Source organism: Legionella quateirensis, from assembly GCF_001467955.1.
Taxonomy (GTDB): Bacteria; Pseudomonadota; Gammaproteobacteria; order Legionellales; family Legionellaceae; genus Legionella; species Legionella quateirensis.
This window is the reverse complement of the sequence record NZ_LNYR01000003.1, coordinates 171,677-188,163: the sequence shown is the minus strand read 5'-3', so window position 1 is coordinate 188,163 and position 16,487 is coordinate 171,677. Positions and strand designations below refer to the sequence as shown.

The window sequence follows — 16,487 nt, the reverse complement described above, 5'->3', positions numbered from 1 at the left end:
TATAATGATGTTATCGGGGATTTTCCGATCTGATATTTTAAATTTTTGCGTCAGGGCGCAAGTTCCGGAGCGCTAGGCCTTTTAATGGCTTATTTGACCGGCATCACACCAGTGAATGCCAGAATCATGCTCCATCTCTATGAGAAAAATAGAATTATTGAGCATCATGGCTTGGCTTCTGTAAACTATGATGAAGTAAATCACAGGTTCCGATTATTATTTACATCAGGCGAAGTCTTGCATGCTACAACTCTTATTGATGCAACTGGATATCGTTACAAACCAGACCCCAATAGTGTCAAGCCCATGTTGTTAGACAATTTGGCGCAAACTGGTTTAATTACCGCTAAGCCTTATGGTGGCATCCATTTAACGGATCATTATCAAGTGATCGATAAGCATGGCAAAGTACATGAAAATCTATTTTGTATAGGGCCTATTGCAAATTACAATCATCCAGTACCTACGCCCCATTCTTCATTTATGGCTTATCGAGACGCAGATTTAGTGATTGAGAAATTCGCTTCAACATTTAATACGATTGAAAATAGAGTCACCAATTCTAATACCGAATGTTTTCAATAATGCGCTCTAGGTTTTCTATAATTGATAACAGATTCTCATTTAACTTCCTAACTTCTTTATCGGGTAAATTACCAGCAGACAAATTCTGCATCAATATCCCCTGCTTTTCTAATTCACGACAAGCATGTTTCGCTTTTTCAGTAAGAAAAAAATGATAGCAGCGTTTGTCCTGTTCACTTCGAACACGTGTGATAAGCTGGTCTCTTTCCATCTTATCAAGTATACCTACTACGGTAGGTTGTTTCAGTCCTGCACTTTTTGTGAGTTCCATTTGCGTTTGGCCATCCCGCTCCCACAAGCGAACCAGAAAAATAGTCTGACTATAGGTCACACCTAGTTCTTCAAGATTGAGATTTGAAACACGCTCAAACAAGCGAGCTGCTTTTTTAATCAATACACCAGTATGTTCATTCAAATTAAATGTCATGGATAGTTCCTTTTTGCGCTATTATATAGGCACCTATATATATTGACAATATCGTATTCCCTTACTATCATGGCGGCACATTTTGTGTTTATAAAGGGATTTAATGATGTTCAAAAAAACCTACAGCCTATTCTTTGCTCTATCGATTTTCAATGGCTTTACTTACTCCTCTTCTATCAACACCACGCTAGCTGTTGTTGAAGAAAATGCCGATCGTATCAGTTTCTATAATCCCGATACAGGTGCAAGAAAAGGTAGTCTGAAACTTGCCTTCCTTCCTCATGAGATTGCTGTTACAAAAGATGGGAAGACAGCTTATGTCAGTAATTTCGGGATTAGAGACTATGACAGTGGATCTGGTGTACCCGGTGTGTCCATTTCTGTTATCGATTTATTAAATCAAGTCGAGAAATATCGGCTATTTACTTTTGAATCACTAGAGAATAAAGACTATTCAGACATCGATAGCGCGCCTCATGGTGTTAAGTTAAGACCTCCTTTTGAAAAACAACTTTATGTTAATGTGGAAAAGGGTGGAAAGATTCTCGTCTTTGATGTCGATACCAAAACCATCGTCAAAAAAATTGCGGTCAGTCCTAATACACATAATCTGTTTTTTTCTAATGATGGAAAAACATTATGGTTAATGGCGGGTAAAGATGGCGTCATTCGAATCGATCCTGATTCAGGAGTAATTACTGGAAGCCTCACCTTGCCCTCAGCTGTACGTGGTTTAAAATATACGCCAGATAATCGTTCCTTAATGGTGTCAGCTGTCAATCAGATCGTCTTTATTGATCCCGATACCCTCGCCATTAAAAAACAATTAACTAATTTAAATCTAGGACCAATTCTTTACTCAGATATTACTCCAGATCAAAACTATGTCTTAGCACCTGCGCCCTTTGATCACCAGGTTGCTGTGATTGATGTTCATTCAGGCAAAGTGATAAAACGATTAGTCACCGGATTAAATCCAATTAACGTTTTAATTGATCCAGACGGTCAATATGCTTATGTGTCTAATGCAACAGACAAGCATTTATCTAAAATAGATCTGCATAATTTTGAACTCATCTCTATTCCAACCCATGTTGGACCAAATGGTTTAGCATTCGTCCCTGAGTTTACCCCAAGGACACACAAAAAACTGCGCATGGGGGTTGCTTTACCATTGACAGGGAGTGATGGTTCTAAAGGACGTGAAATGTTAAGAGGATATGAATATTGGAAAAGTACGGTTATCAAAAGCGGCGGACTTTTAATTGACAATCAAGTGTATGATCCCGATATTGTTTATCTAGACAGCGAATCCCAGAAAGATAAACTCAAAAGCTTGACTGAGGAATTAATCAATCAATATCAAACACAAATATTATTATCTACTTATGGTATTGATAATTACACTCTTGAAAAAGAGATAGCAGAAGCAAAGCAAATTATCCTTACCCCGGCACCCGGAGAAGAAATACTTTGGAAACCTGACACTATTGCTCGGGGTTATGATTATTTTGTAACAACAAACCTTTATGAAAAAGGCTATGTTACACAGTATAATTTTAAACCCACCTCCTGGTCAGCAATGGCATCCGTCATCGGATTGAAATTCCAAAATGCTACTCAAGCAGCAAATACTTTAGATTATCAACCAATAACCACTTTATTAAATGAGGGAGATTTTCACCTATTTTATCCCTAAAACCTCATACAAATTGGATAGAACTGAATCGATATATTAAGGATTATTTATGAAACTAAAGATTGAACATAGTTATGTTGAAATATGTAAGCGATTATCTCAACTGTCAACGTCCTTAATCTGTGATGCCTTACCCAGTGTGCGTCTCATGGATTCAGATATTCATTCTTTTAACACATCGCCACAAACAAAAATTGTAGGTAGAGCTTATACAGTTAACTCAGCTCAAGATTCTTTATCTACCATGCAAGCTTTGGATGACTTGCCTGATTTTATACTCGAACTTGGTTGTTCTGATGACCGAGTTCCTATTTTATTGGTTATCGCTTCCTGCGGCACCAAGCTTGCGGTAGCGGGCGGCATGTGTGCAGATGTGGCGAAAACAAAAGGTTTTGGTGGCATTATTACTGATGGAAATTGTCGCGATGTTTCTGAAATCAGAGCAACCAATATCCCTTTTTTTGCTAAGGGGCAATGTGCCAAATCTGGAAGTAAAAATAAAATTGGCAGTATAAAAAAACCAATCAATTGTGGTTCTGTTGAGGTAAATCCTGGTGAGCTGATATTTGCTGACGAAGACGGCATTATTGTCATGAATAAAGAAGAAGCAGTTAATGCTATTAATAAAGCAGAAGAGATTAAGGAAAAGGAAGCGTTAGCACTCACTCGAATTCATGAAGGTGCTCGTTTTGATGAAATTTGTAATCTAAAAGAGCACATGGAAAAGCTAGAAAATAATGAGGCATCCTGTCTAAAGCTAACTGTTTAAAACTAAGGAATTAAAATGATGTTTTTCCATCCCAAGATGCTGTTTATATTATTTATTTTATTAGTGTGTACTGAAGTACTAGCACATAATGAAGATTATGTCTTTGATCCCAATGATCCACATCACAGTCTTTATATTCCTGATGCAACGATGAGATCTCCTGCTATTTTATTATTGCACGCGAGTACCGGTATCGAAAAAGTGAATTATGATTGGGCCACCCGATTAAAAGAGCATGGATACGTAGTCTATATGATAGACAGTTTTAAACCCAGAGGTTGGGAAGATCGCCGCTCAGTAGGCTGGGAAAGAGCAACACAAGCACAACTTGATGATATCGTTCCTGCCTATGAATATCTTAAGCAGCTTCCTTCTGTTGATCCCGACCGAATAGGACTTTTGGGATTCTCTATGGGAGGCTTTGATGTATTGAAAATCATGGCCTTATCACAACAAGATCCGAAACCTTACCAAAAGCTCTCTTTTAAAGCAGCGGCTTCTTTTTATGGCGTATGTCATCGACTTGAAGAAGGAACAAAACTAAGAGCCATCACCAAACTATTTATTGGGGAAAATGATGATCGTGCAACTACCCAAGATTGCGTTCAGTTAGTCGACCATAGTACTGGTAGCAATCAAAATGTTTCCATCCAAATTTATGAAAATGCATTGCACGGATTTGATAACTTTGAGTTTCCAGTTTCAAAAGAAGTTATTGACGAAAAAGGAGAGCATTATCATATTGGTTTTAATGAAGCAGCAAGAGCACAAGCATTGAAAGATTTACCCGAATTTTTTGATGGCTATCTCAAGATAAACCATGAGAATAAATAACCAATGGTGTTTTATGATTATTAATAAATCAAAAATCTTTGCTATAAGTTTGCTTCTATCAATTATTAACAATAGCTATGCATTTATTGATGAGCAACAAAAAATGAATAAACAAATAGTTACTGAGTTTTATAATAAAGCAATTAATCAAAAAAATTTTGAAGCAGCATTAAAGTACCTGGGAACAAATTATAAACAACATAACCCTGTTGCCGCTGATGGACCTGAAGGTTTAAAAGCATTTATTCAATATTTAATTGAATATTATCCTAATTCTCATAGTGAAATTAAAAAAATTTTTACTGATGGGGACTATGTTATTCTTCATGTACATTCTATTCGTGAGCCTGGCACTCGGGGTAGAGCTATTTTTGATTTATTCAAATTAGAAAACGGGAAAATCATAGAACATTGGGACGCAATACAAGATATTCCAGTAAAATCAGCTAATTCAAATAGTATGTTTTAATATCACAATAATGCGCCACATCAATGATTAAAAAAATAAGATATGCTTGATCAATAGAATAAAAAATTTATTAGTTCATGTTAAGATGTGCAGCTAAGTAAATTTACCACATAGTGACCATTATGAACCCAAGAGCTATTCAATTAACTCAAAATCATGGAGGGCCGCTCCATTATCTCGGAAATAGGTACCTTACTCTTCCCGATTTGACAGGGCATATGTCCCCTGACACTAGCTGGTTGAATGAACATTTCTCTGTATTATTGGCAAATAATAAGGGACAAAAATACAAGAAAGCCATTGAGCCTTTTGCTGGTTCTGCTTCCTGGAGCATGGCTGCAATGGAAGTTGGCCTTGCAGAAGAATATATTATCAATGACAGCAATAAAATTCTGATTCATACACTGCAATTAATTAGAGACAATCCTGCTCTTATCAAAGCTTCTTATGCTGCCTTAATAGAAAAATATAATGTTTCCATATCAAAGAAAGATTTTTTTCTTGAGGTGATTGAGAATTACAATCAAGAAACTGAGCATGAAGAAAAATCTTTGGTGCTTCCTTTTATCATCAATCATTCATGGGGCGGAATCCTTTTTTATGATAAGGAATTGAATATTATCTATCGCGAAGGTGAATTATTTGAAGGAAAAAACGCCAATCGATTTCTTGAACATGCGAATTTGTCGTTGGAACTGTTCTTGAGTGAAGTTGACCGTGTATCTAACCTACTTAATGCGAATCAGGTTTCATTCAGAAGTGGTGATTTTATGGAGGTAATTTCGATTGCGGCACCTGGTGATTTTGTGGCGCTGAATCCTCCTTATCCCGAGAATGAACACTCAACGGTTGAAAAGGCTGGGATGTATGTTGAACTTTATTCGCCTGAAAAAATGCACCAGAATTTGGTTCAAATCATTCAACATCTTGAAAGGCAAGGTATTCATTATTACATGACTTATGGATTTTATAATCCCAAATTCAAAAACTATGTCTTAACTAATGAAAACCAACAACCAATTAATTACTTTCGTGTTCTAGGCTATGAGCATTGTGCTTTTGGAATAGGCCTTGATCAAATGTATTTTACTTCTCAATTTTCAATACCCAAAGGGATAAACATATTCAAAGCAGAAGAGGTTTTAGGAACCCAGGATATAACACCTGAAGAAGCGCTAGAACAATTTAAGCTGCTTTCCAAAAAATGTTTTGCTGTTATTTACCGAGCTTTTATTAAGCCCGGGCTTGAGATGGAGTATCAAAAGGCCTGGCATCAGGTCGCTTCCTATTTTGTGCAATATCGCGGTGCGTTAGGTTCTTGCCTGCATAAAACTAACGATGGTATGTGGCTTGCCTATTCTCGTTGGCCTGATAAAGCGACTCGAGATGCTTCTTGGCCAAACGACAATGCACCATCTGAGATGTTACCCAATGAAATTAAAAAAGCTGTTATAACCATTCAAGAGAGTATTGATCAAACACAAAAACTACCCGAAATTACTATGGAAGTTGTCAATGATTTATTGTATTCAAAATAATTTTAAAAGATATAACTCATGAATCAATCGCAAATGAATTACCAACTAGAGCTTGTTATAGACCCCAAGCTACTAGAACAGCAAGATAAAATTATTCGTGATGGGATAGTAAATTTTAATGCTCCTTTTACGGGAACCAAACCAGAGCGTTACTCAATCTATGTGAAAGATAACGAAGGTAATATTATTGGCGGAGCTATTGTGTATGCTCATAAAAGCTCAATATACGTTGACGTCCTCTGGGTTAATGACGAATACCGTGGTCTTGGTATCGGTGCTGAGCTATTACGCAGCGTTGAAGCCGAAGCAATTAAACGAGGAATTCCAGTATCAACATTAGATACTTTTTCTTTTCAGGCAGAAGGATTTTATTTAAAACAAGGCTATCAGCATTTAGGAACAATTCACAATTATTTAGAAGGGCATGATCGAATCTATTTGAGGAAACAATTGTAGAAAGAGCGAAGGCATATCCTCCATAAAAGAATTATGCCTTGAAAAATAAACAAATGAAGCATCTATTCTGCAAAGTTGAATTTTTATTGGAACTGATCGTAAAAATTCATAAATGAATTAGAAAGGAAAAGGAGGTAGCTGATTCCTATCTCTAAGCCAGAATGGATGATGCCATTCTTCATAGATGGAAACAGGCATATTACTTTGCTTGAATTCATCAAAAGATAAGTTGCAAAGAAACCATTTAAGGAATTCCGCGCAAGTTTCTGGACTAATTAATTGACCGGACTGATATGCCTCATCAAACATTTTATGTAAATGAAATGAAGTTGTTTCTCTTAAGATTTTTTGAATTCTTGTATCCACTTCCCCCGGAATAACACAAGACACGCCGATATTTTTCTCGGCTAACTCTTTTCTCACAATAGCGGTTACTTCATCCAAACCAGCTTTACTGGCACAGTATGTTGAACTTTCCTTAAGTTTCAAAGTGGCTGCTCTTGATGTAACAAATAAAATCCGAGACTTCTCAGGCATCCCTAACGCAAGGAGTGCCGTTAGTTTCATTGGAGCTAATAAATTAACCTGAAACACTTCATCAATACTGTCACAATCGTATTCAGTTAATGGACGTGGCGGGCTTTTCATTCCTGCATTTTGAACTAAAAGATGAAGTGGTATTCCAAACTCATTAATAATTTTTGCAACCTCTTCAATATCACTATTGCGGGTAAAATCCGATTGAATTGGAACAAAACGAGGAAATAGCGCTTTAGTATCCGCTAAGCTGCTCACATCCCGCCCTGTTCCATAGACAACCCAGCCGTCACCTAAAAGAATTTTAGCGAGTTCAAGACCAATTCCATGGCTGGCTCCGGTCACTAATGCAGCTTTATTATTGTTGATGTTCGTCATGAAACATTCCTTGAAACTTAAGTTCGTGCGATATGGTAATCAAAGTTGAGTAAAGTTAACAGTTTATTCTTAATTCACGTGTTACTAATTGAGTTAATTCAGTAATACTCACTTTGACTTGAATAATAGTAGGCAAAACCTGAAGAACCTGCTCAATACCAATATCCTGCTGCTCTTTATCAGAGCTAAAAGAACGCTCTATATTATACACCAACCAATTGATCCAATTGCCCAGAACACCATAAAAGGCCGCTTCCAAATGATCGTGATTTATTGTTATTCCAGAAGATGCGTATGTCTTTAACATTTTTATAAATAAAGGCTTATGAAACAGTGGAGTAGTAATTCCACTCCAATCAAGAGCACAATTGACTATTTCATAAGTGGGATTAAGTTTTCGCGCAGATTCCCAATCGATAAGAAACGGAGCATCATTTTTATCCCATAGAACATTTTTCTGATCGAGATCACCATGGCTTACTACACTGCTACTTTGTAGAATAGGTATTGCTTTTTGATAGAGGTCGTTAAGCTCAATTATAATCCGTTGATTACTTTTTAATTGATCCTTAAACACCAAATTTTGGCTTGCTGACTGATCTATTAACACACTAATTTTTTCATTAGGATGAATATCAAATTCTTGAGCGCTCAGCTGAGGAACATTAAGATTAATCTGATGAATTTTAGCCAAGAAAGTGGCTATTTTAAGTGCATGCGCCTCAGATATAGCGTCTTTATCCAATGCTTTTGCTGTTATCCAAGGATAAACAAGAAAAGCCTCATCTTCTGAAAGGATTAAGTAATTATTTTCTAATTTTAAAGCATGAACTGCGGGAATAGTACGCTGGGAAAATTGGAAGGCTATATCTTCTGTCAATTCATATTGGGATTTAACTTCTTCAGTTAACTGAATCCTTTTATTGAGCTGTTTTACAGCAAATTGCGAGCCATTGCATTCCAAATACCACATTTTATGTAAAAGACCGCCGTAAACTCTTTGAGGCAAGTCGCAAGGTTGCTTCATCTTTAATTTTTTACAGATTGTTTCCAGTTGATTTTTATTCACCATGAGCTGCCTTAAGAATGCCTTGTGTTTCTAATTCTTCGTTAAAAAATTTAACAAAAAATGTCTTGTTTAACTTGGGATTTTTTTTATTGATTCTCGTAAATTCTGCTATGTAACCGCACTTCTTATAAAACTCTGGAGCTTGAAAAGCACTGGTCACTAAATTGATATTATTAAAGCCCTGGCCTTTGAAATGATGTTCTAGAGCAAGCAATAACTGCTTGCCATACCCTTTACCACGATAAACATTATCTACCCAAATATCATCTACATAAATTTCTGAAAAGGCTGTATAGGCATTAATCACACCAAAAACTTCCCCTTGGGCAGAAGAAATGGTTACTGAAAAACGTCGATAATTGACGTCAATACCATGCTGAGCCTCATAAGCAATAAATCCCTTTATCATGCGTTTTTCTGTAGCTTCATCCAGTTCATCAACAAATTGGATTTGATATTCTTTTTTACTATCTAAAGGCTCGCTGCATTCAAGTGCTTTACTATCAAAACGAAAAATAACTCGCTGAGGCTGGTGTGGATCATAATCGATGGTTTTGATTTCTTCCTGGTAATTACCCAGTGTAATTTTTGAAATAGTATTGCGCCAAAAGCTAAGCCCTCGCTTATTTTCTGGAATCACGGAAACTTCCCATAAACCTGGATGCATGTTCCATAGCTCAGAGGAGACTAAATACCCTAAACCTTTGCCTTGAAACTTAGCAGTAATGAAAAACTCGCCCATATTCCATGCAGTATCAGGGTAAATTCCCTCTTGATTTAATAGGGCAAAACCTGCCAATTCATTGCCTACTTTAATCAGAAAGGCTTTTCTTGTCGGCGCTTCAAAGTAATTTTTAAAATCGAAGCTTTCATACAGGCCATCGGAAGGTAAAGCCCAATCCTCTGAAATAAAACCACAGTCACGCGAGAGTTCATATACATAAAATCGTGCCATGTTTTGGATGGTAGGATAATCATCTAATGTGGCTGTCTCAATTTTTAAAGCAGATTGTAATTCTCTGATGTTCACAGCACTTTCCTTAAATACAGTTTTGCCATATGACCTTCATTCTGATATCCAAGGGATTTGTAAAAATCATGAGAGCCCTCTTTGGCTCGCCTAAGTCCCGATGTCAAATCAATGATACAGGGACTAAACTGCCTGGCAAATTCCTCAACAGTAATCATAAGCTTTTTACCTATTCCTTGATTACGATATCCTTGGTCGACCACAAGGCCTTCAATATGAAATCTTGTTGTGTCGGAAACAAAAAGAGTGCTTTTAGACCAAGCAACCCAACCAACAACTTTTCCAGCAATTTCCGCAAGAAGAACACCGTAATGCGGTTCATTAGTAAATAGCTCAAGTCGTCTTTGCAATTCATCAGGCGATTGCGGATAGCCCAATTGTTCCATTAAAGGGTGAAGATGTTGAGCATCATCAATTAATGCTTTGCGGATAATCAATTCAACAGACATTTTAGAACTCCAGGTTCACTCTATCCCCTGATAGATTAGGAGATGAAATCACCAAAAAAGAAACCAAATTTCCGGAACAGTTTTTCACTTGATGAGCTACCCCTGCTTTAATACTTATTCCTTCCTGTTCCTGCAACACTTGTTCATAATCTTCAAACTCAATAACCAATTGTCCCTGTAAACAATAAAAAAATTGCTCTGTTTCCCGATGATAGTGCTTTATCTCACAACTTCCTGAGGGCATCGTTTCATAAATAACACTAAACTGACCATTATTTTTTAACCACCACCCATCACAATCCTGTCCCCACTTAAAATGAGAGGCATTGCTTATTGAGACAACCTCTTCGCTCACTATAGACTCTGATACAGGTAATTTTGGTTTTTGACTTAAGCTTGAGACTGAATCACCATTAAAGAGTTCGATATCTCTTGTTTCCTGAAATTCTTTGCGCAAAAAATAAAAAATAGAATTTTTATGAAACCCATGCCGCTCAAACTCAAGTTTAAACCCTAATTTTTTATAAAATTCTATTGCTTCCCAATCCATGGTGTTGACTGTTGCAAAAGCACAACCTTTTTCATTTCCATACCTCAATGCCGCTTGCATGAGCTTCGTTCCCCATCCTTGATGTCTGATGGACTCACTCACCCAAAGATTATCAACATGAAGACCTCCATAGAGCGTTCCACCACTACAACCACCCACAATGCTATTGTCTGCATCTCGAATAAAGCAAGCAAAAAAATCTAAAGACTCGAAATCTCTTTGTTGTTTGGCATATGCCTTAATCCCATTTGTTAATATTTGAACATCATCAGGATCTGGGTTTTCTAAAAAAGATAATTTTAAAGTCATCTCATTTATTCCACTGTAGGAAGCCAGGCACCATGTTCAACATAGCTTGCCTCATCACTGCCTGACCATGGTGGCATAGTAACGCAAATAAATACCAAGTCTGCTGCATCACTTCGATATTGAAAATGTGCTCCCAATGGAATATCAATGCTGACTCCAGGTGTTAAAGGAGTAATACTCTCTTCATCGTTCAACTTACGCCAAATAGCTCCTTCCCCAGAAAGGACATGCCAAAATTCAGATACCGTTTTATGCCGAACCGCTTTGGAAATTGTTCCTGCCTTTAAAGTACAGTGAGCCATCCCACCTAAATGGTTATTCATCTGCAATCGTACTTCAGCTCCTGCTGGTGAAGTGTGCTGATATTCTTTAGGTATTCCTTTTTGTGTTTTCATTCATCACCTCAATTATTTTCTGCATTCAAAAACAATGCTTTCATCTGTTTCTTCAGGCGATGCGTGTCGCTCAAAAGCTTTAACCATTCGGACCTCCCTAAAACCAATCTCAGTAAGCAGATTAAGCAAGAAAGAAGGGTCTTGATAAATGCGAATTTTGTATTCCTCAACCTCTGTTTGAATCACACGGTTGTTATCAACCAGTTCATATTTACCTATAGAGTAACAAACCTCTTCATCAAGCATGGCCAATTGGCTTAAGACTATAAGCATTCCATCTTCTTTAGGCCATCTTGATCCTCTCCATATACCTAATTCTTTAGGCACGGCTTGACATGTTTCTACTTCAAATTCAAAAAGTCCTTTGTCTTCCAAATGCTGATAAATAGTTTTTAAGGCTTTTTGGATATCTGCCTTTTGTGTAATGAGGCAAAAAGAACCACTGGGTATAAAAATCAAAGAATATTTATTGGATTGATTTAAATCTTCGATAAAACCATGCCAGACTTTTGGTTTAAGATTTGTGCTACTGGCTTTTGCATGCAATCGTTCTAACATCGGCTGACTTGCATCAAATCCATGAACATCAAATCCTTCTGCAGCCAAAGGCAATATAAATCGACCTGTGCCACACATAGGTTCTAAAATCGATCCTTTAGTCTCCGCAGCATAGCTTCGATAGAATGAGTATGCATCTTGTGGCGCATTAGGTTTACTTAAATCATATACTTCAGTACAAAGGCTCTGATAGGTATCCAGTTTTTTCATGGGTTCCTCATTGAAATCCAATACCATTAAATATTCATCATAGAAGGTATCATTAATTTTAAGCGCTTTAGGTTCGGTACCATAAATTCGAAACCCTTGCTTTTGATAAAAAGCGCAGGCCACAAAATTACCTACTACACAGGTTAGGTGCAATTGAGTAACGCAGGTCTTTGCATGCTGTATCAGGGTTTGAATTAATACTGTGGCAATACCTTTCCCTCTGTATTCAATACGAGTATACATGCCCCAAAGTACACCACGGTGTTTTGTTTTAAGTGAATTAAGCGTATAGAATCCAGCACAAGACACTAATAAATCATCAACAAAGACACCTAATACATACCCTTTACTTAATCCATTTTGAAAATCAGTATCGGACATAAACACTTCCTCTTCATAAGAAGAGCCGAAGCTTTCTGGTGAATTGGTCAGAGCTTCTAAACGTATTTCTTTCCATAGATGCCAATCCGCATCAAACAATTGTCTAATCTTCACAACATTATCTCCATGAAGGTGACAGGATGTCCTTTAAATTCGTCCATGCCAATTGTGCACCAACCAAGACGACTGTAATATTCTGGAATGGTAGGGTCAAAAGCAAAAAGATAAAGATTTTTAAACCCTAATGCTTGGGCCTCTTCTTTTACTCGATGAATAAGCTGTCTTGCAATACCTAGTTTTTGATGGCTTGGCGAGACTACTAAGGAACCTAGCCATGGGGTTAATTCGGGACGGATCCCATCATTCGCGCGTAAAGAGCACATCCCAACAGGCTTGTCTTCATCAAAAGCAACAACAGTGAGCGGTAACTGATTGATGTTTAAATGATTTCGTAAATTTTCTTCTACACGTGAAATAGGCACATCAGGAACCCAAATTTTTCCCAATACTTCATACCAAATCTTAGCAAGCTCTGGAATGCAATCGGAGTGATGTTTTAGATAGGCTATTGTTATCATCTTAATACCTGTAAAAATGAATTACTCCTCCTGGCAAGGTGTGCCTTGATGAAACACCATTTGCCAACGGTTGTGTTTGTATTGCCAGAGCGAAGAACGCAAGGAATTTTTTGAGGCAACGGTAACCTTATAAGTTGCCAACATGACTTCGGGCGACACCTCTAAAACTGAAAAATCATTAACCCTATAGCTTCGTGGCTCTTCTTGAGGAAGAGAATCAAGTAGGTCATTCTTATTGTAAATTGAACCAGAGGCCCCATACTCGATAAATTCATCAGCAATCAGTAACTTCAGTTGGGTAATCGATTTTCTCGTTTTCGGATTTAAAAGAGAAGTCTCTAGCTCATAAATCAGTTGGTGTTCTTGTTTCATAGCGATTTTCTCATCAAATATCCGACCTTGCGTTCCTTCCCTAGGAGAAACAGAGCCAGTCCAAAAAAACAAAACACGGTTTTGAGTAATGCTCTTTACTTAATTTTTGAATTGCTTATTGAGATAAATAACGCATTAACTCAACTTCCTTGAGATAGCAATCGATCTAGATGATGAATAATCAATGAATTCACCACTTCTTTATTAAAATCAGGACAAAATCGTGGATACTCACGTTCAAGACCATAAGACCATTTTTCCAAACGTTCATGATCATATTCGATCATATCTTCAAATAAATAACCTTCTCCATAAACTTCTTCACAATGAAGGCCAATTCCACCATCATAAAGTTCTCCTGAAGGCATGCGTAATGCAATATGCCAGCACTCTTCATGGGATGTCATCATCACAAAAACAATATGCACTTTATCCTTAAATCGGCTATTCCAAGCATCAAAAAATAATTTGGCAAACGCGCCACAAGGACCATAATTAATCCTTGGTGTTTCTTCATGAAATCCCAGTAATTGATTTATATCGTTTTTTAAATCATTTAAGACTGTAATTTCTTCTGCATTCACTCATCAACCCTCTAGAATTAAAGACATTTTTTGTGGCTAAAACACTTTATTTTAAGATAATTTATTGTATCAGATAAATTTCAATTCGTTCTTTACCTTTACCCACATTAGCCCTTTTTAACGTAATATAACCCACTTCAGCAGTTGATTTTACATGTGTTCCACCACAAGAAACCTTAGAAAATCCTTCGATTTCCCAATAACGTCTTTGACTCTTCTCATCAGAAAACCCAGTGCGAATAAGCATATCTTTTGCAATAATTTGATTGTATTCAAACAAAAGAGAGTCAAAGATATCCGAAATATTGTGCTGATAGCTAAAATCGATTCTAGCTTTATGTTCAGCAATATGAGCACCTATTTTTTCAATGGGAAGCATTCTTTGGACCAGTTCCAAGATTAATTCAGCAGCAAAATGAAGACGCATTAATTTGTAGCGACGAACAAAGTCAATTTCCATAAGGACAACATCCCCTTCAGAAAGCCCATGCCCCGAAGGTAATGTATAATAAATCAAGTCATCTTCTATTTCGGAATGAGTAACCATCAAGCCATTCACGCGGACTGTATCACTTTCCTGACCACCAGAAAACGAAAAACCAATAGTCTCTGCAAAAAGTAGTCGATTCTCATTCACTGATATCACTTTAGTCATTAATTGGCGTTGATAGGGATTATCCCAAAATATTTTTTGCATAATTTATTCTCTAACCTTGACCACTATCCCATTGGTTAGCTGTTTAAGCTCATCGGGAGATAATGAAAACACGGCATTGGGCGTTCCTGCTGCGGCCCAAAGAATTTCATGGCATAACAAATCTTCATCAATAAGAACAGTATCAATAACATTTTTATGGCCAACGGGAGGAACCCCGCCAATCGCAAAACCAGTGATTTCTCGTGTAAAATCTGCATCAGCCTTCCCAATAGGTTCATTGATGAGACGTTCAATCTCGCTCTCATTCACACGATTAACACCACTTGCTAATACCAATACCGGCTTGTTGGTTTTTTCAGTGCAAAATAATAGTGACTTCACAATTTGAGCAACACTACATCCCAAAGTATCAGCGGCATCTTTTGCAGTGCGTGTACTTGAACCAAGTTCCTTGACCTCACATGATATCCCTTTTTGAGATAAAAAATCCTGTATGATTTGTGCGCTTTTACTTAAATTTTTACCTTTATCCATCATGATCATTCACCCATCATCGCCACAAAGAACACTTTCTAGTAATTTCTGTCACTACGTCCCAATCCCCAAATAAAACAATGCCATAGTAAATCAGATCGTTTTCTTTAACCTGCGCTGTTCTTTCAATTTGCTCTTGATAGGTACCCACAGTCATCGTATCGGTAAAATCATTAAAAAGAACATTTTTTGCTAAAGCATTCTGGCGTAATGTTCTAATTTTATTGGGGTTCTCACAAAGAATGATAAAAGGTATTTCTGAAATATAAGGGTGAGAGCCTCCATCTGCATCTCGATAATTGGTTAAACGCAGTTCTTTTTCACCAATCACAGCGCCTAAACCAATACACATATGAGCAAGCGCATTCATCACTTTTCCTGGCTCAATACGCTTATTAAGCACCGCAACCAGTTTGTTTTTAAAAGGGTGTTCCACCATACAGTCCTCCACAATCTACTTCACAATTCGTGCGTTATAACGCATAATAAACCAGTATATACTCGTGCGCTAAAACGCACAAGCTTTTATTAAGGGACATCATGCAAGAAATTTCAAACCGTATTGCAAAAACATTAAAATCATTAAGACAAGAACGGGGTTGGAGTTTAGATAAAACAGCACTTGAAACCGGTGTTTCTAAAGCGATGCTTGGGCAAATTGAACGAGAAGAATCAAGTCCAACGATTTCTACCTTATGGAAAATTGCGAGCGGCTTTCAAACCTCCTTTTCATCGTTTATTGAAGACAGTCTGGATAATTCAACCAATCCTATTTATAGGGCGGGACATGCTGAAACCTTGCATCCAGATGATGAAAAAATACGAGTACTTCCCTTGTTTCCTTTTGATGAACAACTCCATTTTGAATTGTTTGTTATTGAGCTATTGCCAGAATGTGAACATCTTTCACCTCCCCATAAACATGGAGTCATTGAGCATGTCATTGTTGTGGATGGAACCATTGAGCTTTTGTTAGGCGGGAGCTGGAGAACACTTTCTAAAGGAGAAGGGCTTCGTTTTAATGCCAATCAACCGCATGGCTACCGGAATTTAACCAATGAACTATCGCGCATTCATGATATTATTCATTACCCACCCCAATGTAAATCGCCTTAATC

At 37.3% G+C, this 16,487-nt stretch carries 22 protein-coding genes and 1 pseudogene; 8 read left to right on the top strand and 15 right to left on the bottom strand.

Going from position 1 to position 16,487, the window contains the following annotated elements; all coding sequences use genetic code 11:
• The first annotated feature begins 84 nt into the window (after positions 1-84).
• Positions 85-585, top strand: a complete 501-nt coding sequence (locus tag Lqua_RS02455) for an FAD/NAD(P)-binding protein (RefSeq protein WP_058472694.1) — start codon at positions 85-87, stop codon at positions 583-585.
• Here the strand turns inward: Lqua_RS02455 and Lqua_RS02450 are convergent.
• Positions 563-1,012, bottom strand: coding sequence for a MarR family winged helix-turn-helix transcriptional regulator (locus Lqua_RS02450; RefSeq protein ID WP_058472693.1), 450 nt, complete (start codon positions 1,010-1,012; stop codon positions 563-565). The two genes, Lqua_RS02455 and Lqua_RS02450, sit on opposite strands and share 23 nt — an antisense overlap.
• Positions 1,013-1,115: 103 nt before the next feature.
• Here Lqua_RS02450 and Lqua_RS02445 point away from each other — a divergent pair, with 103 nt between their 5' ends.
• The 6 genes from Lqua_RS02445 to Lqua_RS02420 all read left to right on the top strand — a co-directional run bounded on the left by Lqua_RS02445 (position 1,116) and on the right by Lqua_RS02420 (position 6,777).
• On the top strand, positions 1,116-2,711 hold the full coding sequence (locus Lqua_RS02445) for a hypothetical protein (protein ID WP_133141073.1): 1,596 nt from the start codon (positions 1,116-1,118) through the stop codon (positions 2,709-2,711).
• Positions 2,712-2,760: 49 nt separating this feature from the next.
• Positions 2,761-3,480, top strand: coding sequence for an RraA family protein (locus Lqua_RS02440; protein WP_058472691.1), 720 nt, complete (start codon positions 2,761-2,763; stop codon positions 3,478-3,480).
• A 15-nt stretch (positions 3,481-3,495) separates the two neighbouring features.
• Positions 3,496-4,314: a dienelactone hydrolase family protein gene (locus tag Lqua_RS02435; RefSeq protein WP_238585517.1), complete on the top strand. Its 819-nt coding sequence runs from the start codon at positions 3,496-3,498 to the stop codon at positions 4,312-4,314.
• A gap of 13 nt (positions 4,315-4,327) precedes the next feature.
• Positions 4,328-4,783 carry a nuclear transport factor 2 family protein gene (locus Lqua_RS02430; protein WP_058472709.1) on the top strand — a complete coding sequence of 152 codons (456 nt, stop codon included), beginning with the start codon at positions 4,328-4,330 and terminating at the stop codon, positions 4,781-4,783.
• Positions 4,784-4,905: 122 nt separating this feature from the next.
• Entirely contained in the window at positions 4,906-6,321 is a 1,416-nt protein-coding gene (locus Lqua_RS17800; protein ID WP_083501230.1) for a DNA adenine methylase, read from the top strand.
• 18 nt (positions 6,322-6,339) lie between these two features.
• A complete protein-coding gene (locus Lqua_RS02420; RefSeq protein ID WP_058472690.1) occupies positions 6,340-6,777 on the top strand; it encodes a GNAT family N-acetyltransferase in 438 nt (145 codons plus the stop codon).
• Between the two features lie 117 nt (positions 6,778-6,894).
• Here the strand turns inward: Lqua_RS02420 and Lqua_RS02415 are convergent, their stop codons facing one another.
• The 14 genes and pseudogenes from Lqua_RS02415 to Lqua_RS02355 form a co-directional block, all read right to left on the bottom strand.
• Complete coding sequence (locus Lqua_RS02415) at positions 6,895-7,692, bottom strand: SDR family oxidoreductase (RefSeq protein ID WP_083501229.1); 798 nt, start codon at positions 7,690-7,692, stop codon at positions 6,895-6,897.
• Positions 7,693-7,747: 55 nt separating this feature from the next.
• Complete coding sequence (locus tag Lqua_RS02410; protein ID WP_058472706.1) at positions 7,748-8,761, bottom strand: aminoglycoside phosphotransferase family protein; 1,014 nt, start codon at positions 8,759-8,761, stop codon at positions 7,748-7,750.
• The gene (locus Lqua_RS02405; RefSeq protein WP_058472689.1) at positions 8,754-9,791 is read right to left on the bottom strand and encodes a GNAT family N-acetyltransferase; all 1,038 of its coding nucleotides are present in this window, start codon (positions 9,789-9,791) and stop codon (positions 8,754-8,756) included. The genes Lqua_RS02410 and Lqua_RS02405 overlap by 8 nt, the downstream gene beginning before the upstream one ends.
• A complete protein-coding gene (locus tag Lqua_RS02400) occupies positions 9,788-10,240 on the bottom strand; it encodes a GNAT family N-acetyltransferase (RefSeq protein WP_058472688.1) in 453 nt (150 codons plus the stop codon). Before Lqua_RS02400 ends, Lqua_RS02405 begins: the two co-directional genes overlap by 4 nt.
• Position 10,241: 1 nt before the next feature.
• A complete protein-coding gene (locus Lqua_RS02395) occupies positions 10,242-11,099 on the bottom strand; it encodes a GNAT family N-acetyltransferase (protein WP_058472687.1) in 858 nt (285 codons plus the stop codon).
• A 5-nt stretch (positions 11,100-11,104) separates the two neighbouring features.
• Positions 11,105-11,494, bottom strand: coding sequence for a cupin domain-containing protein (locus Lqua_RS02390; RefSeq protein WP_058472686.1), 390 nt, complete (start codon positions 11,492-11,494; stop codon positions 11,105-11,107).
• Positions 11,495-11,506: 12 nt separating this feature from the next.
• Complete coding sequence (locus tag Lqua_RS18640; protein WP_058472705.1) at positions 11,507-12,262, bottom strand: class I SAM-dependent DNA methyltransferase; 756 nt, start codon at positions 12,260-12,262, stop codon at positions 11,507-11,509.
• A gap of 42 nt (positions 12,263-12,304) precedes the next feature.
• Positions 12,305-12,757, bottom strand: a pseudogene (locus tag Lqua_RS18860) (N-acetyltransferase family protein); the annotation flags it as partial.
• The gene (locus tag Lqua_RS02380) at positions 12,754-13,221 is read right to left on the bottom strand and encodes a GNAT family N-acetyltransferase (protein ID WP_058472685.1); all 468 of its coding nucleotides are present in this window, start codon (positions 13,219-13,221) and stop codon (positions 12,754-12,756) included. The gene Lqua_RS02380 and the pseudogene Lqua_RS18860, both read right to left, overlap by 4 nt.
• A 21-nt stretch (positions 13,222-13,242) precedes the next feature.
• Positions 13,243-13,593, bottom strand: a complete 351-nt coding sequence (locus Lqua_RS02375; protein WP_058472684.1) for a nuclear transport factor 2 family protein — start codon at positions 13,591-13,593, stop codon at positions 13,243-13,245.
• A 140-nt stretch (positions 13,594-13,733) separates the two neighbouring features.
• Positions 13,734-14,177: a hypothetical protein gene (locus Lqua_RS02370; protein WP_058472683.1), complete on the bottom strand. Its 444-nt coding sequence runs from the start codon at positions 14,175-14,177 to the stop codon at positions 13,734-13,736.
• A gap of 61 nt (positions 14,178-14,238) precedes the next feature.
• The gene (locus Lqua_RS02365; protein WP_006870503.1) at positions 14,239-14,874 is read right to left on the bottom strand and encodes an alanyl-tRNA editing protein; all 636 of its coding nucleotides are present in this window, start codon (positions 14,872-14,874) and stop codon (positions 14,239-14,241) included.
• A gap of 3 nt (positions 14,875-14,877) precedes the next feature.
• Entirely contained in the window at positions 14,878-15,369 is a 492-nt protein-coding gene (locus Lqua_RS02360; RefSeq protein WP_058472704.1) for a YbaK/EbsC family protein, read from the bottom strand.
• Positions 15,370-15,385: 16 nt separating this feature from the next.
• Positions 15,386-15,808, bottom strand: coding sequence for a DUF2000 domain-containing protein (locus tag Lqua_RS02355; protein WP_058472682.1), 423 nt, complete (start codon positions 15,806-15,808; stop codon positions 15,386-15,388).
• Between the two features lie 101 nt (positions 15,809-15,909).
• Between Lqua_RS02355 and Lqua_RS02350 the strand changes: the two genes are divergently transcribed.
• Positions 15,910-16,485: a helix-turn-helix domain-containing protein gene (locus Lqua_RS02350; protein WP_058472681.1), complete on the top strand. Its 576-nt coding sequence runs from the start codon at positions 15,910-15,912 to the stop codon at positions 16,483-16,485.
• Positions 16,486-16,487 lie beyond the last annotated feature (2 nt).